Source organism: Hahella chejuensis KCTC 2396 (assembly GCF_000012985.1).
In the GTDB taxonomy this organism is placed as follows: Bacteria; Pseudomonadota; Gammaproteobacteria; order Pseudomonadales; family Oleiphilaceae; genus Hahella; species Hahella chejuensis.
In genome coordinates, this window is the sequence record NC_007645.1 from 4,265,692 (window position 1) to 4,285,805 (window position 20,114).

Annotated in this window: 19 protein-coding genes; 8 read left to right on the forward strand and 11 right to left on the reverse strand. The window is 53.4% G+C overall.

Annotated features, from left to right (window positions below; all coding sequences use genetic code 11):
* Positions 1-124: 124 nt before the first annotated feature.
* The 9 genes from HCH_RS18405 to HCH_RS18440 all read right to left on the reverse strand — a co-directional run bounded on the left by HCH_RS18405 (position 125) and on the right by HCH_RS18440 (position 11,811).
* A complete protein-coding gene (locus HCH_RS18405; RefSeq protein WP_041598781.1) occupies positions 125-796 on the reverse strand; it encodes a hypothetical protein in 672 nt (223 codons plus the stop codon).
* Positions 797-841: 45 nt separating this feature from the next.
* Positions 842-1,126, reverse strand: a complete 285-nt coding sequence (locus tag HCH_RS33905; RefSeq protein WP_148212618.1) for a hypothetical protein — start codon at positions 1,124-1,126, stop codon at positions 842-844.
* A gap of 155 nt (positions 1,127-1,281) precedes the next feature.
* Positions 1,282-2,475, reverse strand: coding sequence for an NAD(P)/FAD-dependent oxidoreductase (locus tag HCH_RS18410; RefSeq protein ID WP_011397904.1), 1,194 nt, complete (start codon positions 2,473-2,475; stop codon positions 1,282-1,284).
* Between the two features lie 122 nt (positions 2,476-2,597).
* Positions 2,598-3,863, reverse strand: a complete 1,266-nt coding sequence (locus HCH_RS18415; protein WP_011397905.1) for an EAL domain-containing protein — start codon at positions 3,861-3,863, stop codon at positions 2,598-2,600.
* Positions 3,864-4,049: 186 nt separating this feature from the next.
* Positions 4,050-5,351, reverse strand: a complete 1,302-nt coding sequence (locus HCH_RS18420) for a sensor histidine kinase (protein ID WP_011397906.1) — start codon at positions 5,349-5,351, stop codon at positions 4,050-4,052.
* Entirely contained in the window at positions 5,348-6,049 is a 702-nt protein-coding gene (locus HCH_RS18425; protein WP_011397907.1) for a response regulator transcription factor, read from the reverse strand. Before HCH_RS18425 ends, HCH_RS18420 begins: the two co-directional genes overlap by 4 nt.
* A gap of 16 nt (positions 6,050-6,065) precedes the next feature.
* Positions 6,066-9,251, reverse strand: a complete 3,186-nt coding sequence (locus tag HCH_RS18430; RefSeq protein WP_011397908.1) for an efflux RND transporter permease subunit — start codon at positions 9,249-9,251, stop codon at positions 6,066-6,068.
* Complete coding sequence (locus HCH_RS18435) at positions 9,248-10,450, reverse strand: efflux RND transporter periplasmic adaptor subunit (RefSeq protein WP_011397909.1); 1,203 nt, start codon at positions 10,448-10,450, stop codon at positions 9,248-9,250. Before HCH_RS18435 ends, HCH_RS18430 begins: the two co-directional genes overlap by 4 nt.
* Positions 10,447-11,811, reverse strand: coding sequence for a TolC family protein (locus tag HCH_RS18440; RefSeq protein WP_158304974.1), 1,365 nt, complete (start codon positions 11,809-11,811; stop codon positions 10,447-10,449). Before HCH_RS18440 ends, HCH_RS18435 begins: the two co-directional genes overlap by 4 nt.
* A gap of 178 nt (positions 11,812-11,989) precedes the next feature.
* Between HCH_RS18440 and HCH_RS18445 the strand changes: the two genes are divergently transcribed.
* The 7 genes from HCH_RS18445 (at position 11,990) to HCH_RS18475 (ending at position 16,324) form a co-directional block, all read left to right on the forward strand.
* Positions 11,990-12,832: an ADP-ribosylglycohydrolase family protein gene (locus HCH_RS18445; protein WP_011397912.1), complete on the forward strand. Its 843-nt coding sequence runs from the start codon at positions 11,990-11,992 to the stop codon at positions 12,830-12,832.
* Between the two features lie 960 nt (positions 12,833-13,792).
* Complete coding sequence (locus HCH_RS18450) at positions 13,793-14,185, forward strand: hypothetical protein (RefSeq protein WP_041598782.1); 393 nt, start codon at positions 13,793-13,795, stop codon at positions 14,183-14,185.
* Entirely contained in the window at positions 14,182-14,604 is a 423-nt protein-coding gene (locus HCH_RS18455) for a hypothetical protein (protein WP_011397916.1), read from the forward strand. Before HCH_RS18450 ends, HCH_RS18455 begins: the two co-directional genes overlap by 4 nt.
* A gap of 114 nt (positions 14,605-14,718) precedes the next feature.
* Entirely contained in the window at positions 14,719-15,126 is a 408-nt protein-coding gene (locus HCH_RS18460) for a hypothetical protein (RefSeq protein ID WP_041598784.1), read from the forward strand.
* A 9-nt stretch (positions 15,127-15,135) separates the two neighbouring features.
* The gene (locus HCH_RS18465; RefSeq protein WP_011397917.1) at positions 15,136-15,537 is read left to right on the forward strand and encodes a hypothetical protein; all 402 of its coding nucleotides are present in this window, start codon (positions 15,136-15,138) and stop codon (positions 15,535-15,537) included.
* Complete coding sequence (locus HCH_RS18470; protein WP_011397918.1) at positions 15,534-15,926, forward strand: hypothetical protein; 393 nt, start codon at positions 15,534-15,536, stop codon at positions 15,924-15,926. Before HCH_RS18465 ends, HCH_RS18470 begins: the two co-directional genes overlap by 4 nt.
* 2 nt (positions 15,927-15,928) lie before the next feature.
* Positions 15,929-16,324 (forward strand): hypothetical protein, encoded by a 396-nt coding sequence (locus HCH_RS18475; RefSeq protein WP_041598785.1) that lies wholly within the window; start codon positions 15,929-15,931, stop codon positions 16,322-16,324.
* A gap of 15 nt (positions 16,325-16,339) precedes the next feature.
* Here the strand turns inward: HCH_RS18475 and HCH_RS18480 are convergent, their stop codons facing one another.
* Positions 16,340-17,104, reverse strand: coding sequence for an Hpt domain-containing protein (locus HCH_RS18480; protein WP_011397919.1), 765 nt, complete (start codon positions 17,102-17,104; stop codon positions 16,340-16,342).
* 336 nt (positions 17,105-17,440) lie between these two features.
* On the opposite strand from HCH_RS18480, the gene HCH_RS18485 reads away from it, so the two are divergent.
* On the forward strand, positions 17,441-18,418 hold the full coding sequence (locus tag HCH_RS18485) for a GGDEF domain-containing protein (RefSeq protein ID WP_011397921.1): 978 nt from the start codon (positions 17,441-17,443) through the stop codon (positions 18,416-18,418).
* A gap of 179 nt (positions 18,419-18,597) precedes the next feature.
* Here HCH_RS18485 and HCH_RS18490 read toward each other — a convergent pair whose 3' ends face one another.
* Complete coding sequence (locus HCH_RS18490; RefSeq protein ID WP_158304975.1) at positions 18,598-19,974, reverse strand: patatin-like phospholipase family protein; 1,377 nt, start codon at positions 19,972-19,974, stop codon at positions 18,598-18,600.
* Between the last annotated feature and the right edge of the window lie 140 nt (positions 19,975-20,114).

The following is a 20,114-nucleotide window of genomic DNA, read 5'->3' on the forward strand; positions in this document are numbered from 1 at the left end:
ATAATAGTATTCTATCTATCGTAAAGACATAATTTGTCGTTAAGCATGAAAAACGGCGCGGGTGAGTAGGTGTAGGTGGGCGTGATAGACAGGCAGTTATCGTAGAGAAAGCCAGATTAAGCTATCAAAAACTAACCAGACACAAACCGGAAAATGCTTTCTCAGTATAAAGAGATTTCAATACCTTACCCGACTCGATATCTACCGCAAGATAGTGGAGCGAGCCGTCTTTGTGCTCTTGAATAATTAATTCCCCGTCGCAAATCCTGGGCTGAGCAGCACGCCAGTTCGCATCCACACTCCATTGTTTAAACAGTGAATAACAACTGCCTGTCCCGTTGGCGATCTTAGTCAAAGGCGCAGGGTTGCAGGCAACTATGTCCCGGCTGGTGGAGACGATGATTGAGTTGGGTTTGAATGTCAGATTGGCGCGACGCCAGTTATTACTCTCGAACTGAAACGCCTTCCCCTCTACATCCAGCACATGCAGTTTTTGCTGGTACTCGAAAAACTGGCCAGCCATCGTTTCCAGTGGCCAGCTATTCACCCTCTCCAAATTACGGGATATAAACACGACGAAGGGAAAGTTCTCCCTTGTCTGATCAATTTTAAAGCCCGCCAGATAGAGCCCTTCGTCTGTTTCAAACCCGGCGTAGGCGTTTTGCAGCTCTGTCTGGAGCGTTTGCCCCTGGTTAACGACAACGCCGTCATGCCTCCATGAGAAGGTTGTTTGCGCGCAGGCGGAAAATGGAAATGCCAGCAGGGTCGCCAATACGAAAATACAGGGCCTTATCATGCGGTTTGCCATCAGTAGCATGGAGGTCAAAAATAAAGACATCCGTTACCTGTCTTTCACTTTCAAATTAGGCCAACATGAGAGTCCCGTCAGAAGAATCGCAACGGCCCCTAAGGCATGCCATACAATACTATCCAGCCCTACTCTCAAAAATGTATAAATCAGATAAAGACCTACAAGCGCAACACCTAATTCCACTGCAAAAATTACCCCTGGCATACGGTAGGACTTATTGCCGCAATGGCGGCATGTATATGGATCAACCTTGATACCACGCCCCTCAAGGGTATTAAACTTTTTACAGTGCGGGCATTTGATCAAACCTAACATTCTCAACGTCCTCGACTAAGGTATCCGTCCCGTTTCGATAAGTCCGCTCTCAAAAGCCAACAATAATCGCATTTTCAGGACATCGCTGGGGATAGAGGAAAGTTGGCCGGGTTTAAGTAAGCTCGTAGCGCCAAGCTTTTCGATAGCGGGCTACCCTAAACCTCACCACCCGCCGCAAACCCAGACGCCCAGGCCCATTGGAAGTTGTGGCCGCCCAGGTGGCCGGTGACGTCGACGACTTCGCCGATGAAGTAGAGGTTGGGAATGTCTTTGGCGGCCATGGTTTTGGAGGAGAGGCAGTCGGTGTCGACGCCGCCCAGTGTGACTTCGGCGGTGCGGTAGCCTTCGGTGCCGTTGGGTTTGATCTTCCAGCTTTTCAGGGCGTCAGCGACTTCCTGTAAGCGCTGGTTGGAGCATTGCTGGAAGGTTTCATTCCAGTTTTTCCATTCGGTGAATATCTGCGCCACACGCTTGGGAAGCTTGGCGTTGAGATAGGTTTCAAGGCGCTTATTGGGCGATTCCTGCCGCCAGGTCTTCAGCTCCGCCAGCACATCGTCGTCCGGTAACAGGTCGATGGTGAGCTCCTGCCCGGGTTTCCAGAAGCTGGAGATCTGCAACATGCTGGGGCCGCTGAGACCGCGATGGGTGAACAGCATGGGCTCTTTGAAGGCCACGCCATTAACGCTGACTGAGACCGGACAACTGACGCCGGACAAAGGCGCGAAGCGCTGTAAATCTTCCGGCTGTAGCGTGAAAGGAGCCAGCCCCGCCCGCGTCGGCAATACCTTCAGGCCGAACTGCTCCGCGATTTTATAACCGAAGGGCGATGCGCCCAGCGTAGGAATCGACAACCCGCCGCTGGCGATCACCAGTGACTCGCATTGAATAACGCCGCTTGAGGTTTGCAAACGAAAGCCGTCGCCGTCCTGCGCCACCACATCGATGCTGCACTGCAGACGAATTTCCGCGCCGGCCCAGTCACATTCGGTCAGCAGCATATTGAGAATATCTTTACTGCTCTCGTTGCAAAACAACTGCCCAGGCGTTTTTTCATGATATTCAATGCCATGGCGCTCCACCCACTCCACAAAATGCTGAGGGGTATAGCGTCTTAGCGCAGAGATACAGTAATGGGGATTATTGGATAAATAGTTGGCCGGAGTGGAGTTCAGGTGAGTGAAGTTGCAGCGTCCTCCCCCGGACATAAGAATTTTCTTGCCGGCTTTATTGGCGTGATCCAGCACCAGGACTTTCCTGCCGCGATAACCTGCGGTGATCGCGCACATCAAACCGGCGGCGCCGGCGCCAATAATGACCACATCTACTTTTTCAACCACTTTTTCAACCACGAAAGACTCCACACTCACTGTCTGCAAACCAGCGCATTGTATGCCTCTCAAGGTCTGTCGACGAATTTATTTATGTAGCCACAGCAAGAAATGAACTGACGCAGAGAAGACTGAACGCTCCCCTATTGGCGCAGGTAACGAATATCCGCCAACAAGGTGCGTTCGCTATCCAGCACAGTACTGATGGTCTGACACAAATAGCCGGAGTTGGTGTCCCGATAAGGCCGCGAGCTGATGACCCGTCGCTGCAGTAAACGCTCGATCGCCAGCATCTGGTAGAAATAAGGTCTGGCGGCCCAGTTCACACCTTGATTCCCCCTGTGCTGCAGCCAGTGCGCGCCGTCCCAGTCGAAATTGGGCGTAATCTGAACGCCAGTGTGGTCGCAGATGTAGAAACGTAAAAATCCTTCCGGCGGCGTCGGCAGCGCGCCCACGAAATTCTCATTGCGCAGCACGCAGTCCTTGATATCGAGCACGCACTTTTCCATTTGATGGATGTAGTAAATATGGCGGCGCTCTTCCTCCACTTTGCGATGGATAAAACTCTCCAACAACATGCCGACTTTCGACTGCGGCGCATCCGGCGCCAGAAAACGCTCCAGCGCCGGGTTGAAGATGTAACCCTGAATGTAACGGGCACCGCACTCCATGGCGAAACGGAATTCGTCTTCCGTCTCCACCCCTTCGCAGATGATCTGACTGCCCGCCCGCTCCGCCAGATAACCGACGGACTGCACCACTTCGCCGGATATGCCGCCGCGCGCGGCGCGCTTGAACAAACGCATGTCCAGTTTAATCAGGTCCGGCTCCAGGGAAATAATACGGTTCAATTGCGAATAGCCGGCGCCGAAATCATCAATGGCGATACGTAAACCCGCGCGCCGGTACTCAGCCACCTGCTCCACCAACGCCGCCTCATCGCCGCCGTTTTCCGTGAACTCCACCACCACGCGTTGCGGATCAATGCCCGCTTCATGAATCATGCGGATGGTGGGAATCTGTTCTTCGTCGCCGTTTTTGCGCATCCATTCGGGGGAAATGTTGAGAGTGAGGAAACAATCGGGGGGAAGGGTTTGAGCTGTATCTAGCGCCTGCTTGCGCACCATGCGATCTATATTCAAAAGCCGCCGTCGGTCAACGCCGGGGTCAGAGAATAAGGGCCCGGCCGACGTCACCGTTCCGTCATCGCGTCGAATGCGCGCCAACGCCTCATAACCGGCCACCATTCCCCGGTTAATATCGACGATAGGCTGAAAAAAAGGGAGGTACTGATTGCGTTCTGGTTGGACGCCATCATAAAGGTCGTCCGAAACCCTGTCGGGGATTCCATCAGGGACTCCGTCGGGACCTTTCCGCAAGCTCGAGATGCGCTTCGCAACCGAATCCATTTTTACTCCGAAAGTAAAGAAGGAGGCCAGTAGTACAGCCGATTAGGTTAGGCCATTTGATCATAACCTACTGTAAACGTTTGAATATTTAGGTGTACTTTAGTAACTGCCACGCTGTTTGGGCAATTTATACTGTGTAACATCCATATTGCAAGGCGGCGCTCCGGCATCAGGAAAAAATAAACTCTATTTAATCCCCATCTCTTCAAACCTGAGTTCCACTCGCATTCCATCCGGACGGCGGTCAATTTGCAGCGTCCAGGCCATGGCCTCCGCAATTTGCTGACAGAGCTTTAAACCAATGCGGTTGCTTTCTTCCCTCTCGGCCGCCTCTGAGGGGCCATCCACCTCTTCGTCAATGTTATGGACAACCAGGCTTGTCTCACTCAAAGTCACTGTAACGGCGCCCGCCGCGGTATGCTGAAAGGCATTGCGAATAAGATTGGCGGAAATGATGGTCCAGGGCGTGATAGCCATTGGCGTCGCCAGCTGTTCCGGCGCGTCCAGCGTCACCGACACCTGCTTGCTATGCAGCAGATAACGATGAAAGTCGATCTGCTCCCGAATCGCAGCGGCCAGGTCTTCTTCTCGCCGAACCGCATCCTCCCGCTGTTCCCGCCCCAGCCATAGAAGCGTTTCCGTCATGCTTTGCATGCCATAAGCGGCCCGCTCGATACGCGCCAGCGACGGCGTCAGTTCTTCCGGCGGATTACGCCGTTGCAGCAGTTCGACGTTGTTGCGCACCACCGCAATAGGCGTGCGCAGCTCGTGACTGGCGTGACGCAGAAAGTCCTTCTCCCGTTGCAAAGCGGTGCGCAGCCGCGCGAAGGCGCTGTGCAGCTTCTCCGCAATATCGGAAAACTCCGCAAAACCCATGCGCGGCGGTTTTTCCGTCAACGTGTCCAGATTCAGGTTATGCGCCCAGTGCGCAAGACGATCCACGCGACGCCCCACATACACCAGAAACAGATGCGTCAGAATGATGACGCACAATATCACCGCCAGCGCCAAAATGATCTGACTCACGCGAATGCGCCAGATCTGATGGCGCACGTCATGCTGCAGCGCCCCCGGCGTGGGATGCCGGGTAATGTAAAGCCACTCGTCGTTGGATAGATGGAAAGGAAACAGGAAATAGATATCTCCCGGGGCTTTCGGCTCCGACACTTCGTTGCGGAACAGGACTTCCAGATTGGCGGAAACCAACTCAGACTGATCAAGGCGCGACTGATAAGGCTCAGGCACGGCTGACCAGTCCCTGTAGGACTGCACGTACAGACCCGAAGGCAGTTCCGCTTCGGGGTCCTTGGCGAGGCGCTGATCGTAATCCTGGGCCAGGAAGTACATCTCCACCGTCATCGCCTGCTCCAGACCGCGTCCGAAGTATTCTTTCAGCAACAGGGTGTAGATGATCACAATCAGGGTCGCAATCCCCAGCAGGTAATAGCGAAAAACCCGTCTGACGCCAAGCTCTTTAGCGAATTTCAAAGCGCGTCCTCTTCACTGCGCTCCGCCTCTCCACAACGTACGCCCTGCCCCGGCACGGTATGAATCAGCGCGCTGGCGAAGGGTTTGTCCACCGCCATGCGCAGCTTATACAAATGCACTTTGAATGCATTGCTGTCCGGCGGCGAGTCAGGCCACAGCACTTGCTCCAGATCGCTTTTGCTCACTACGCCGGGACTGTGTCGCATCAGCTTTTCCAGCAATTGCCAGCCAGTGGGGGTAAGCATCAGGGGCTTGCCCTCGCGCCGCACCTGACGTTGATCCAGATCCATCTGCAACGGCCCCACCGTCAACAAACGCGCCTGACCGCTGCGACGGCGGGACAGCGCCTGCAAACGCACGATCAGTTCCGCAAAGGCGAAAGGTTTCACCAGATAATCATCCGTCCCGGCGCGAAAACCTTCCACTTTATCGTCCAAGGTATCTCGGGCGGTCAGCATGAGGACCGGGGTGTCCACGCCTTCTTCCCGCAGTTTTCGACACATCGCCAAACCGTTCATGCGCGGCATATTGATGTCCAGCAACATCACGTCATACGCGTTGGCGCGCGCCAGGTTAATGCCCGCCACGCCGTTGGCGGCGTGATCGCAGCTCATGTTCTCCAGCGCCAGATAATCCAACACAGTGGTGGCCAGATCGATATCGTCCTCCACCAGCAGCACTCGCAAATGGCCGCTCATAATCATTTTCCCGTACTTAAATCACTGCATCGGGAGCAGTCAGAGCCGAACTGTCTGCGCCCCTGTCGCTCATATTTTCCCGTCGCCCGCCAAACAGGCTGCGCATGTCTTCGCTGATGGCCAGCAACACCGGTATCAACACCAAAGTGATGACCGTTGCGAAAAGTATACCGTATCCCAGCGCCACTGCCGCCGGGATGAGAAACTGCGCCTGCACGGAGGTTTCATAAATCAGCGGCGCCAGCCCCACAAAGGTGGTGCTGGAGGTCAACAGAATGGCGCGCAGACGACTGGCGCAGGCGTGCTTCACTGCCTCTTTCACCGCCATGCCGCTTTTGCGGCCTTCATTAAATTCGGCCACGATCAACAGGCTGTCATTGACTACGACGCCGGATAACGCCAGCACCCCGAACAGGGACAGCAGACTCATGGAAATGCCCACCATCCAGTGACCGAGTATCGCACCCACCACGCCAAACGGGATCGCCATCATGATGATCAAGGGCTGGCCATAAGAGCGCAGCGGAATCGCCAACAGCGCATAAATGCCGAATAACGCCAGGGCGAACGCCTTGATGAAGGAAGCGCTGGTCTCCGCCTGCTCCGTGGCTTCGCCGCCAAAGCTGACTGTCAAACCTGGGTAATCCAGCTGCAATTTGCGCAACTCGCCGTTCTGCAGCGCGGTGAGAATCTCCTGAGGCGATGTGATGTTTTTGTCTACATCAGCCGTCACCACCGCCACCTGTTTACGGTCCACCCGGGTGATTTCATTGGCGACATAGGACGACTCCAGTTTCGCCACACTCAACAGCGGCAGCACGCGTCCGTCGTCAGTGCGCACGCGGGCGTTGACCAAGTCATCCACATGACTGCGATCGCTGGAGGGATAACGGATCTTCACCTTCACTTCGTCTTTACCGCGCTGAAAGCTCTGCGCTTCATAGCCCTGAAAGTTCTGCTGCACCTGCGCGGACAACTGCGCCGTGGTCAATCCCAGCGCGCGGCCGGAGTCGGTCAGTGACAGCGTAATCTGCGGCTGACCGACTTTGAGGGTGCTCTCCATATTCTCCACCCCGGCATACTCCTGCAATGCGGCGAGAAGTCGGTCATTAGCCAGCGTCAGGGTTTCGTTATCGTTGGAGGCCAGCTCAACGCGTAAATCTTCCGGTCCATCAAATGCGGTGATGAATTTCACTGCCCGCGCGCCTTCCACGGCGCCGACTTTCTTCTGCCACAGGGCCGCCACTTCGTCGATAGTCAGAGCGCGCTGGTTCTGCTCCGCCAATTCGGCGGTAATGGACACGTCGGTTTCCGACGCCACTCGCACCTGCAGATTGGCGATGATCGGCGTTTCCATCCGCCTGGACTCGATCAACTCGGCGTTCAAATCCTGCGCCGCCTGCTCAATGCGCAACGCCTCGCGCTGGGTCAGGCCGTATCCGACATCGTCCTGCATGGTCAATTGCACGTTGATGACATCTCCGGGCACATTGGGGAAAAATACAAAGCGCACCGCGCCGGACGGAATCAATCCGGCCACGACGATGAACAACGCCAGCATCGCCGCCAGCGTGGCGTAACGGTATTCCAACAGTACGTGCAAAGCGCGGCGATAGTAGCGATGGGTGAAGCGCTCCAGACCCAGACGCACTTTCTCCTGCACCGCCTCCAGCCAGCGCGCGGCGAAATGCTTGCGCCCCTGCTGTTTCTTTTCCCGTACATGCGCCAGGTGAGCCGGCAGGATCAGTTTGGACTCGATCAGGGAAAACACCAGACAGAAAATCACCACGATGCCGAACTGGGCGAACAGTTGCCCCATCTTGCCTTCCACCAGTTGCAGTCCGGCGAACGCCACGATCGTGGTTAACACGCCGAAGGTGGCGGGAACCAGTACGCGCTGCACGCCGCGAATGGTGCTGGCGACACTGGCGCCGCGCTGGCTTTGCTCGGTGTGAATGCTTTCGCCGATCACCACGGCGTCATCCACCACAATGCCCAGCGCCATGATGAAGCCGAAAGTGGTGAGTGAATTAATGGTCATGGCGGACAGTCCGTCTCCCATCAAAAATACTGCGCCGGCAATGGAAATCGGAATGCCTGCGGCGACCCACAGGGCCACACGAAAGTTCAGAAACAACGCCAGCAGAACCAGCACCAGCAGAATGCCCTGCAGGCTGTTTTTGTACATCAGGTTCAGGCGATCCGCGATGGCGCTGCTTTTGTCATACCAGGCCGCAGTGGAAACACCTTCCGGCAGGGTGTCTCGAAACGCTTCCGTGATCTGCTCCGCCCGCTCTGAGACTTTCATAATGTCAGAATCGCCGACCATCTCCACTTTCAGCGCAATAGAAGGCTCGCCGTTGAAACGGGACAGCACCGGCGTATCGTCATAGGCGTCTTTGACCTCGGCGATGTCTCCCAAAGTGACGCGTGCGCCGTTGGTCAGTTCTTTCACTACGATACTTTCGAAGTCGCGACGGCGGTATTTCTGATCGTCCGCCTTGATGACCAGATAGCCATCCGCGCTACGCAGTTCGCCGCCGCTGCGAATCAGCGACGAGCCGTTGATCGCATTGGACACATCCGCCAAGGTCAAACCGTAAGATTGCAGACGGCTTTCGCTGACCTCCACCGTAATTTCCGGCGTGCGGTCGCCATAGGTAGTCACCCGTTTGATTTCAGAATCAGCGAGCAATTCATCCCTCAATTGATCCGCCAGATCCTGCAGTACATCCTGATCCGCGTCGCCATAGAGCTGCGCCCAGATTGCATGATCAATACGCTCCGCCTGGCTAATAACGGGCTTTTCCGCCGCCTCCGGCAGGTTCTTGATGGCGTCCACGCGGATTTTGACGTCCTGATTGAGCTTATCGAGGTCGTAGTCGCTCTCTTTCTCAATGGTCACTGTCACGGAGGAAGTGGAAGACTGGCTGGTGATCTGTTTGATGCCCTGCACGCTTTGCAAAGCCTCTTCGATCTTGATGGCGACGCCCTCTTCCGCCGCTTTGGCGGAACCGCTGGAGTAGCTGACGCTGACAGTGACTTCATCCGGCGGAAAAGAAGGAAAACCTTCCTTGCGCAATTCAAATGCAGTCACCACGCCCGCCAACAGAATCACCGCCATCAATAAGTTGGCGGCGACGGGATTACGTACAAACCAGGCGACCCAGCCGCCGCCAGCGTTGAACTGTTTGGAGCTCATTGCGCCGCCTCCCGCACCGGATGGACTTGCGCTCCCGGCGCATAACCCGCCAACGGATTGCGCACTACCGCCAGGGCCGCGGCGCTTTCCGCTTTCAGGTAGATGGATTCGTCTCCGGCGAACAGGATTTCCGGCGTTTCCCGCGCCAACTTATTGTCCTGATCCACATACCACAAGTACCCGCCTGCGGTGACCGCGGACGCTGGCACTTTCAACACACCGGCCATATCCGCGCCGCGAATTTCAGCTTCCACAAATGCGCCGGGCAGCAACGCGGTTTCCTGTTGCAAGGGCCGCTGCACTTCCACCAGCAGCCCACGCAAACGGGTGGAGGTGTCGATGTAGTTATCCAGGCCGACTACCTGAGCGCTCCAGGTCGCGCCGCTATCCTCTATGGAACGCAAAGTGACGGTTTCCGGCAAATCCTGTTGCAGCCTTCCCCATTGTTGCTGGGTCAGGGACAAGCGCACCTGAACCGCTTCCACGGAATACAGCGTCCCGGCTTCAGCGCCCACGTTGACGTAATCGCCCAGGGCCACGCTACGGCTGACCACAACGCCATCGAAAGGCGCAATCACCCGGGTGCGCGCCAGATTTTTGCTCGCCTGCTCCACCGCCGCCTGCGCCGCTTCAAACTTGGCTTTGGCGCTGGCCAGTTGCGGTTTACGCAAGGTCAAATCCGACGCAGGCGTTTTAATGCCGGAACGTTTCCAGTCTCTTTCCGCCTGCTCGGCTTCGCGTTGTTCCTGCTGCAAAGCGTAGTCGGCTTCGGCGAGCGTCTGCCTGGCGCTGGCGAGCGCTGCGCGATAGTCGGTGGCGTCGATAACGAACAGTAATTCCCCTTTGGTGACTTGCGCTCCTGCGGTGAACACTTTTCCCACTTCGGTTACTTTGCCGGCCACATCCGCTTTTAACTTCAGTTCATACTCCGGCGTCGCTTCTCCATTCAGCGTGAGCTGGTAGGGATAAGCGCCAGGAGTGCTGTCGATCACCGTCACCGCGGGCAAACTTTGGTGCTTCTCGCTTTGCATCGGCGCCGGCTTATTGTTGATGGCGTAGGCGGTCGCCCAAAGCGCCAAGGGGATCGTGGTCAGCGCCAGTAGGGACACCCAGATTTTCTTGCCGCGACGGGCTTTGACGTCGCTATTTTGTGACTGGGTGGTAGAGGCGTCGGAGGTGGGTTTTACAATGGCGTTCATAGTGTCAATCCAAGGGCCAGGCCCAATGTAATACGGTTGCTCATATGGTCGCGGCGCGTTTCCAGTAGTTGGGTCTGGGCGTCGAACAGGCTGCGCTGCGCTTGCAGTAGATCAGTGATGTCGGCCAAGCCCTGGGAGTACAGTTCCTGATAGTGATTTAGGCTGGACTCGGCGTGCTCTCTGGCGCTTTGGTAGTGAACCTGCTGCGCGCTGAGGCGGCGCTCGCTTTCCAGTCCGCTTTCCACCTCGTTGAGCGCGTTCAGCAGGGTTTCCCGGTAGCTCCACCAGGCCCGCTCCGCCACGCTGGCCTGCGTGTCCGCATTGGCTTTGATTTTTCCGCCGTTGAACAGCGGCGCAGTCATCGATCCCAGCAGGCTCCAGGCCGGACTTTGTCTGAACAGATCGCTCACGCGCTCACCGCTGTCGGATAACGAGGCGGACAATGAAAACCCCGGCAACAGATTCTTGTAGGCCGCGTTGGTGCGAGCGTCCTCTGCGCGAATGCGGCGATAGGCGGCTTTCAGGTCCGGCCTGGCGCCGATCACTTGCAGGGGGGTATTCGCATGCGGCAGCGCCACATCCGGCAGGATTTCCGCAGTAAGTATTTCTGCCTGCGGCAATCTTCCCAAAAGCACATTCAGCGTGCGCAGACGGTCATGAAAGGTTTGCTGCAATTGCTCCAGCTGAGCTTTGGCGTTGGCGGTGGACAAGCGCGCCGCATCCAGATCGGCAAGGTCGCCAAGTCCGCTCTGAAAACGCTCCAGGATGGTGGTTTCGGTGAGTTGCAGACTGTCGATGCGCGCTTGTTGAATATCCAACCGGCTTTGATCAGCGGACAAGGCAATCCAGGTTTGCATCACCTGCGCCGCCAGGGAGGCTTTAGCCGCGTTCAAGTCTTCTTCTACCGCGATATAGTCTTCTCCGGCGGCGTCGCTTTGGTCGCTGAGACGACCCCAGATATCCAGCTCCCAGGACAGATTCAAGCCCGCTGTATAGGCGTTATGGGAGCCCGCCTCTTCGCTGCCGGAACGCTCGCCCTTGGCGCTGGCGGACACTTCCGGCAATTGCGAGGCGTTCTGCGCTTTCAGAGTCAACCCGCTTTCACGCAAGCGTAAGGCGGTCTGGCGCAGGTCAGGATTAGCCTGCATGGCCTCCTGTAACAGGCTTTGTAATTGCCCGTCGGCAATCAGATCTGTCAGACTCTCCAGCGCAACGCCCTCACCCAGGGCGTGTTCCCAGGCTGCGGGCGCTTCCATATTTTCCAGCTCGCCAGCCTGTTTAGCCGGCGCCAGACTGCATGCCGTCAGCGACAACAGCAAAACAGGAATAATGCATCGTTTGAAATGAAGTACTACGGACAATTTCATCGACCCCGATAAGTTTGATACCAACAATGGCGACATCCTATCGGGTATTGGGTTAACGGCCGGTTAACACCGGCGTGGACGCCGCAGCGCCCATGGCGACCCCGGTCAAGCCGATCAAACACATCGTTGCGGCGGCCAATCAGATTTTTTCGCTTATGCAGAAGGATTCAACATGTTATTAGAACTCGCTATCGGCGACGCCTACGGCGCCGGATTTGAATACGCGTCCAACCAAATCGTACGGGAAAACAACAGGGGCGAGCGCTATTTCCAGCACCCCAGACACACCAGCATTCTGCCCGGCCAATACACCGACGACGCTCAGATGGCCATCGCGGTGGCGGAAGTATTGGTTACAGAATCACATTGGAGCGAGGACATCCTGGCGGGCTACTTCCTCAACGCTTTCAAACGTGACCAGAGAGAAGGCTACGCCAAAGGCTTTTATGATTTTCTGTGTAGCGTAGACACGGCGGAGGAATTTCTGGCCCGCATCAGGCCCGACAGCGAGAAAAGCGGCGCCGCAATGCGCGCCAGCCCCATCGGCGTCATCGCGGATGAGAGGCAGGTTATCGAATACAGCGCCCTTCAGGCGAAAGTCACCCATAACACGCCGCTCGGCGTAAACGCCGCCCTCGCCGCCGCATTGATGACGCACTATTTCATTTACGACCTCGGCCCGAAACAGGACCTTGGCGAATACATCGCCTCCAAAGTCCCCGGCGACTGGAATTCTCCCTGGAAAGGTAAAGTCGGCGCCTTGGGCGTGGATTCCACCCGCGCCGCCATTACGGCAGTCATAACGGAAAACGACCTCAAATCCATTTTGCTGAAATGCATCGCGTATACAGGAGATACGGATACCATCGCCACTATCGCCCTGGCCGCCGCTGCGTGCTCCAAAGAGGTAGACAAAAATCTTCCGCAGTCGCTTTACGGCAATTTGGAAAGAGGCGCATACGGCTATGATTACATCGAAACGCTGGATAAAAAGCTTATGGCGCTGGTGAAATAAAAGTCGCTTACGCCTGATTGAACGCTCAGGCGTAAGCCTAACGAATTATTATGTGACGCACAGCGGTTTTTCGTTATTTTTTCATTGCATATCAATCGCTTGAAAAGCATAAATGGCGACTGATAAGAAACGGATAAAGTGTAACGGAGTACGCGCCAAAGATTGCCTCTCCCTGCCCTTCATACTGTTTCGAACAATCTCAAACGCACACAGTAAGTGGTAACAGGACATGCCAGTTTTTGCATATCAGTCGTTAAACTCCAACGCCAGTAGCGACCATGGCGTCAGCAGGGAAAATAAAGGACAACACGATAACGCTTCCTTTCGGAGCCTGGTGGAGGGCAAGGCGCGCCTGAATCATCAACATTTGGGACAAGCTTTCGGAAAGAGCTGCGACCTGATGGTTTTTGGTGAATTGAACAGCGAGCATGCAGAATGGGCCACACTGAAAAATAGCGCCGGCCCGATATTCAAAACGTCGACGCCCACACAGGCTCATCGATACAACCCTTCGACGCTCACGATAGAGAATTTCAGGGAACAAACAGCACGGGAACCAAGAAATACGACGTCGCTGTTTACAATACCCAATCAGTCAAGATCAATCGCCTGATCTACCTCACTCAATTCACCCCCACCAGCCACCAAAGCTGGGAAGCAGTGGCCATCACCGACCATATGGGTATCGGTGTAGAGGTGGAGCGGGTATAAAGCCTTTACTAAACAGTTGAGCAATTAATAAGTGCGAGGGGCTGTGCAAGTCCCTTGTCCCTTGTCCCTTGTTTCCGATTTTTCAGGCTAGTCTCTACGCTCTATTCTTTTAGCTAACCAATTTTTGTAGTCTGAAAATACCGCACTGAAACGCCCTATAGTTGGAAGTCCATAATCAGAATGTATTTGTATAATTTTATATCAATATAAAACAGCAATAGATCGCGACTCTTCCTATCAAGCGCCGCCATGAAAAAATTTCTCTTTATTCTATACTCCGTGACTGCCTACGGATGTTGCTTCGATGGCCAACTTCAGCATGACAGCTTTGTCCCTGCAGACTTAGTCGTAAAAAACAAGACTGATCACAAAGTCAACATAAAACTTCTATATAACTTCGACACCGAAGTCGCAGGTTTTTCCATACCTGGACAATCCCTTCGCCCAAATGAAGAAACGGATACTATCAATATCACCAGGCGAGGTTACGAGGCCATTTCGGATCAGTACTTTTTCATAAGCGGATCTTGTGGCGAATTTGACAATGATGAAGCGCCAGGGAATCGTTTCAGAGTCGAAGCGTCAGCTGAGAAGGAATATGCACTGGTCGTAATAGATAGCTGCGAGTCATTTTCAAAATGAGAAAATTAGCTCTAATCAGTATGTTCCCCATCGCTTTGTTTGGCTGCTGCACTGGCGAATCATACATACATAGCGGCTTATTCCCTGCTAACGTAACAATTAAAAACAGCACAAATAACAAGGTATATATCAATAGCTTTTTTGCGTCAGAAGATGCAGATGCCGCTTTTTCAGTTGGAAGTATGACTTTATCTCCCGGCGAAGAGTCAAAAATAATACAAATGACGGTCACTTCCTATGACGCCATTATGGCGAAGAAGTTTTACATCGTAGGCGCTTGCGGAAGCGCAGAGAAAAAGCTGGCGCCTGGCGAAAATTTCAGGCTTGAGCAATCAGAAAAATACTGGCTGGCCACAATAATCATTGATGATTGCAGCTACCTAAACTCTAATCCATCTGATCAGTATGAAGGAAAGTGAGTATCTCGATAACTTTCATTGCATCATACGGGGTTACTAAGCCATTTTGTAGTCTAAAACCTACTGAAATCGACATGTAAAGACAAACATGGATGACTTCAAAAAATATTTATCATGAAAAAGCTTTTAATAATTATCGTACTATTAACCATTTCAACCGGTTGCTGCTTCGACTACTCCTACTCGATCAGGGGAGTAGTTCCAACCAATATCATTATAAAAAACAACACAAACAACACTATTAATATAGAAGAATTCTATGCCACACCAGAGGCTAATGCTGCATTTTTTATGAGAAACTTTCGCCTCCATCCGAGTGAAGATTCAGAAGTATTACAAATGACCATTTCATCCTTTGATGCTATCGTCGATAGGAAGTTTTATTTCGTTGGCGCATGCGAGGGCTCAGAGAGCCAGTTATCTCCTGGTGAAAACTTTAGACTTGAGAGATCTGAAGGATACTGGCTAGCCACAATAATCATTGACGATTGCAGCTATTTTCACCCACAGGAAAATTTATAAGGAAGCGACATGAAAACCTCGGTAATAAGCCTGATTTTTCTTTTATCGACAGGTATCACAGGTTGCTGCACAACTTATATTCCGGAGGTCGAAATCCCTTTAACAGCTGAGCTTAAATTGAGAAACATGTCTGATAGTTCTCTGGTCATCAAAAAGCTGCAATCAAAGGAAGGTAAGCAGCGTATTTTTTCCTTCCCACCGACTCAATTGGCCTCAGGAAAGACAGTTTCGTTCCCAGTGTCGGAGAAGACATATTCACTCGTCAAAGATGGGGATTTCGAAGTTAGCTATCAATGCTCAATGGCGGAAAGATATTTTGGAAAAGAGTCTGTATCAGTTACCTCCGATGATACCGCCGCCTTACAAAGTGTGGAGATAGAGTTCAGTCAATGCGCCACGGAGGGTGAGTGAGCAGGGGTTTTCTCTTACTCTTACCTATTATCCTCGGCGGCTGTTGTCTTGATGGCCCGTATCAATACAACAGCTTTGTTCCTGTGGATCTGGTCGTCAAAAACCAAACAGACCAAGACGTATATATCAGAACCGTCTATAACTTTGATACCAGAGTCGCAGGTTTTACGACCAGAAGCATGTTCTTAAGCCCAGGAGAGCTGTCTGAGACTGCAAATGTCGCCGTAAACAGCTTTGACGCCATTGCGTCTGACCAATATTTTGTTAGCGGCGCATGTGGCGAGTTTGATAACAGTCAGGTTCCTGGGAGCCGATTCCGGGTAGAAGCTTCAACTAAGCCAGTGTATCGGCTATTAATCGTCATTGATAACTGCGACGCGTTTAAGTAAATATGAAACCGACCAACACTGCCTTATTCTTCATTACGACCATTACCCTGTCAGGATGCTGCAACTACCAACGACCAAATATCGACATTCCACTTTCAGAAACGATTGAAATAAGCAACCCATCAGCCCTGCCGCTGACCATTCTGGAAATTCGAAGTACGCCGGATAGCCCTTACAGATTTAAGTTTCCTCGGGTATCAGTGGAGGCTGGCGGTAGTATTAGTTACCAGATTACAGAAGAGTCCTATTTAGGATTCAGTCAGGGGAAATTTACTGTGAAGGCTCAATGTGGCGGGTCTGAAACGGTGTTCGGAAAGGAACAGTTTAGAACAGACGTCCAAGCGCTCGATAACCACCAGCCTATCTCCATCGCGTTGCTAAACTGCCCGGGCGGCTAATTCCAGTTCGTAAAATCACAACGACAACGCCTTCCGCACCGCCGCCAATAATGTCTCCGGCAGTTCTTTATTTTTGGAGAGGATGGCGTCGAATTGGGTTTCTTCCGTTTTGAGGCCCTGGCGGCTGGTGATGAGGATGGCGGGGATTTTGTGGTTGCGGGTTTGCGATGCGCGTAAGGCGGCGACGACGGCAAGGCTGTTGAGTTCTTTGAGTTCGCCGCCGGCGATAATGAAGTCGAAATGTTCCCGTAGCAGGCGTCCCAGTGCGCTCAAGCCGTTGTGCTCCCACACCAGGCGTACCGGAAGAGGCTCCAGCGCTTGTTGATAGTAACTTGCCAGTGTTTGGGAAGATTCAGCCAGTAGACCGGATTTGCGTTTTTCCAGCACCCTCTGGTTCAAACGCTCCAGCTCGCTTTCGATATCCGACTGCTGCATGAGCTCGCTGCGGTGAACAACGCTGACGCGACGCAACAAATCAAGGTAAGCCAGCGCATTGTTGGCGGAACTGGCGTCCAAGGTGGCGTTGGCGCCCAGTTCAGCAAGAAAGCTTTCCAATTGATGGCAAATGGTGGTCACCACATTCAGGCCATGCGTGCCTCCCGCCCCTTTGACATTGTGGATGCCGCGATAGAGTTCATTGAACACTTCCTTATTCGCGCCATCTCTTTCCAGCGACAAAATCAACTCTTCAAGCTTATTGCAACGTTCATCCAGCTCCTGCAGAAAACGTTCCCGCATATTCGCCAAAATGGCTGCGAAGGTTTCGGTATCCATTGCCATCCAGACCACCTTCTTTAAATAGCATTCGCTAACGCTATATTAAGTTGAACGCTATTAATCCTAGCACTTCCAGCGTAGAGATATTGTAAAGATTGCGATATCGGAATTGGGCGCCGGGCAACGTCTTTATGTTCGCTCTGGAGGAACGCTGCGCATCAGCGCTTGCAGCTGTCTTCTCCAATTATTGGCTATGCCTGATGCGTCAGAGCGTTCAAGGCGCTTTAAGACTTCTTCCAGGGCGTCTATCCATAAATCGGAACCGGAAATTTTAATAGCGCCGTACCGGGATTACATCTATTCTTAAAAAGTTCATTCCCGGACGGATAGGACGCCGCCATGTCGACAGAGGATTTGCAGAAAGCGTTTCAGCTTTCTGCTGAGTTGTTGCAAAACCAGTCTTATCACGATTTAACGCAGAACCTGATCAGTTTCTTACGTAGTATTGAAGGCGTTGACGAAGTTTCTGCTTATGAAATATTCAGCGCCACGCCCGCCGCCGGCACTGGCGGCGAAAATCAAAGAGACACCCTGGTTCGGCGCTTTCCACTTATCTCCAACGATGATTTCGACAATCAAAACGCCGACGTATTGCGGAAACTAGTCGCCGAGTCTCAAGGCGGCGTGGGGTATTGGGTTGGAAGCGTTGCGCCGGTTATTTATTACGATGTCGCCGGCGCCATGGAGCCCCGCCGTATTGTCCTGATTAAGGGCGCGGTCAGCGCCCATGATTTCGAGGTGATCAGAGGCTTGTTCGGCGTCTACAGCAATCAGGTGGCCTTACTGGACGCCAGAGAAAGAGATCCGCTCACCCGCTTGCTGAACCGGGACTCAATGGACAGAGTGTTGGAACAAGTCGTCGATTTTTACCACCTGAAGCAACCTGAGAAAGAAACTCAGTCTTCCTGGCTCGCTCTGTTGGATATCGATCATGCTTCGTTCTCCCACGACGATGATGGCGAGGAAACGCTGTTGCACGTGTCCGCCCTGTTAAAGAAAGGCTTCCGCTCCTCTGACCTGTTATTTCGCTTTGATGGAGAAGAGTTTGTCGTCATCGTGAATCAGACCGACAAAGATGGCGTGGAGACCTCCTTGGAGCGGTTCCGCAAAGACGTGGCCTCACACCCTTTCCCCGCCGGCAAAATCAATGTCAGCATCGGCTTTACAAGGGTAGACCCGGATTATTCTGCGCCATTGCTGATAGAGAGCGCGGATCAAGCGCTATACCAAGCGAAGACTGGCGCAAGCAACGCCATCGTGTACAACGATGCGCTGCGTCATAAACAAAGTCCGATGGATGACGTGGAGTGTTATTGAGGAGAATTTTCTGCGGCTTTCGCTCTTTTTCTTCTATGCGCCAGTAAGCCCACCAAAGTCATTACCGACATGACGGGAAAGGCGTACTGGCCCAGTAAGTGAAAGAATCCCCACGCTAATGCGGATATCAGGATACAGAGCATCAGGAACAAGATACTTTTTATCATTACTGAATAGAATCACTCATCTTCATCAGTTAAATCATCGATCCTGATTTCAATGTGTCCGTCCGGCATTTCCGTCGTAAAGTTCTCCAGAAACTCCGAGTATTCCTCGGAATTGCGCAATAACGAGCGCCCCGCCTGAATCAGGGTGTCGATTTCCCGATTACTGAGTTCCAGTGAGGTCGGCAGTGCGTTGAAAAATTCTTTCAGCGACGGTGACGAGAAGGACTGGAAATTGACTTCAATAAAGTAATAAGGAATTCGCCCGAAGCGTTGAAACCCTCTGACAATGCGGTCGTCCTGGTCCTGCAGAATCGCCCGCGACTCGACGTTGTATCGCTGTATTTGCGCATTGGTGACGGCGTCGATGGTATCCGTGATGGACGGCTTGTTAGGACTTTCGTCAATGCCCCGCTTCGGCCTGACTTCCGCGTTCACCAAAATCACCGCCACTCGCTTCACTTTCTTGGTTTGATCCTGCGCGACGTTTTCCAGTTCAGCCAATTGCAGGCCGTCAATCACGCCTCGCAGGCCCAGATTATCTGAAATACCGCCGTCCACCAGATGAATATAGGGGTGCTGCTTGCTGTCGTTATAGGACAGCAGACCACTGACCAGCTCCCGTTGGCGGATATCCAACGGTTTGGATTCATTCAACATGCGGAACATAGCGGATTCGCTCAGGTCGCAGCCGCCGCCGTGGTTTTTTAACACAATAGAAGGAAACGCCACCGGCACCGCCGATGACGCCGTCACCGCCCGGGCCACATTGAACGTGTCCAGGTCCGAACACAGCAGATCAAAGGTGTCCTGATCAAAGGAGAAGCGATTTCCCTGGCTCAAGTCCGTGGCGTTGATATTGATAAAGGGACGACGGCTCAGTGGAATATCGCCAAATGTTTTGCCCTTGAATATGTAATTGTCATAGTACTCGACCGCCATTTCCGTACGGTCAAAGCGGGTGAACAGCGAGCGCCACCAATAGCCCGGGCTCAGCAGCTGCCAAAGCAATGCGCCCTGCACGCTCTGACGGAGAAACACTTTCTCATAGTCCGAAAACAGCTTGTCGCCAAACAAGCCATAATAAGCAGCTGTGAAACTGCCTCCCGACACGGCGGAGATGTAATCCACTTCGTCCAGCAAACGGGTTTTGACGCCCTCTATTTCAATGCGGGTATCCTTCAACTCCTCCATGACCCCGTAGGACAACGCAGAAGCCCGCGTTCCCCCGCCGGAGAACGCCAGAATCAGAAGGGTTTCCCCCAAGTCGTTATCCTGTTGGTAAGTGCGGAAACGATAGGCGTGATCGCGGTTGTAGGATTTAATCGGTTCGTTTTGCGGCTTGAATTGGCTCGCACACCCGCTGCACAAGGCTGCAAGGAGAATCAACACACTGCTGGATCTGACTAACGAATACATGACTCTGATTTAAACGCGTTTAATGCCAGGGAGTCGCCCAATAACGACCGTTTTTCGCCGCGCCTCAGCCTGCCTCGACGCGTGGGTTTTATGGATGAAAGCCGGAAACGCCT

Bases quoted from the DNA above. Each gene is read 5' to 3' on its own strand.
- HCH_RS18405 (WP_041598781.1), bottom strand. From the start codon at position 796: ATGATAAGGCCCTGTATTTTCGTATTGGCGACCCTGCTGGCATTTCCA.
- HCH_RS33905 (WP_148212618.1), bottom strand. From the start codon at position 1,126: ATGTTAGGTTTGATCAAATGCCCGCACTGTAAAAAGTTTAATACCCTT.
- HCH_RS18415 (WP_011397905.1), bottom strand. From the start codon at position 3,863: ATGGATTCGGTTGCGAAGCGCATCTCGAGCTTGCGGAAAGGTCCCGAC.
- HCH_RS18425 (WP_011397907.1), bottom strand. From the start codon at position 6,049: ATGAGCGGCCATTTGCGAGTGCTGCTGGTGGAGGACGATATCGATCTG.
- HCH_RS18430 (WP_011397908.1), bottom strand. From the start codon at position 9,251: ATGAGCTCCAAACAGTTCAACGCTGGCGGCGGCTGGGTCGCCTGGTTT.
- HCH_RS18435 (WP_011397909.1), bottom strand. From the start codon at position 10,450: ATGAACGCCATTGTAAAACCCACCTCCGACGCCTCTACCACCCAGTCA.
- HCH_RS18445 (WP_011397912.1), top strand. From the start codon at position 11,990: ATGTTATTAGAACTCGCTATCGGCGACGCCTACGGCGCCGGATTTGAA.
- HCH_RS18450 (WP_041598782.1), top strand. From the start codon at position 13,793: ATGAAAAAATTTCTCTTTATTCTATACTCCGTGACTGCCTACGGATGT.
- HCH_RS18455 (WP_011397916.1), top strand. From the start codon at position 14,182: ATGAGAAAATTAGCTCTAATCAGTATGTTCCCCATCGCTTTGTTTGGC.
- HCH_RS18460 (WP_041598784.1), top strand. From the start codon at position 14,719: ATGAAAAAGCTTTTAATAATTATCGTACTATTAACCATTTCAACCGGT.
- HCH_RS18465 (WP_011397917.1), top strand. From the start codon at position 15,136: ATGAAAACCTCGGTAATAAGCCTGATTTTTCTTTTATCGACAGGTATC.
- HCH_RS18475 (WP_041598785.1), top strand. From the start codon at position 15,929: ATGAAACCGACCAACACTGCCTTATTCTTCATTACGACCATTACCCTG.
- HCH_RS18480 (WP_011397919.1), bottom strand. From the start codon at position 17,104: ATGGCAATGGATACCGAAACCTTCGCAGCCATTTTGGCGAATATGCGG.
- HCH_RS18485 (WP_011397921.1), top strand. From the start codon at position 17,441: ATGTCGACAGAGGATTTGCAGAAAGCGTTTCAGCTTTCTGCTGAGTTG.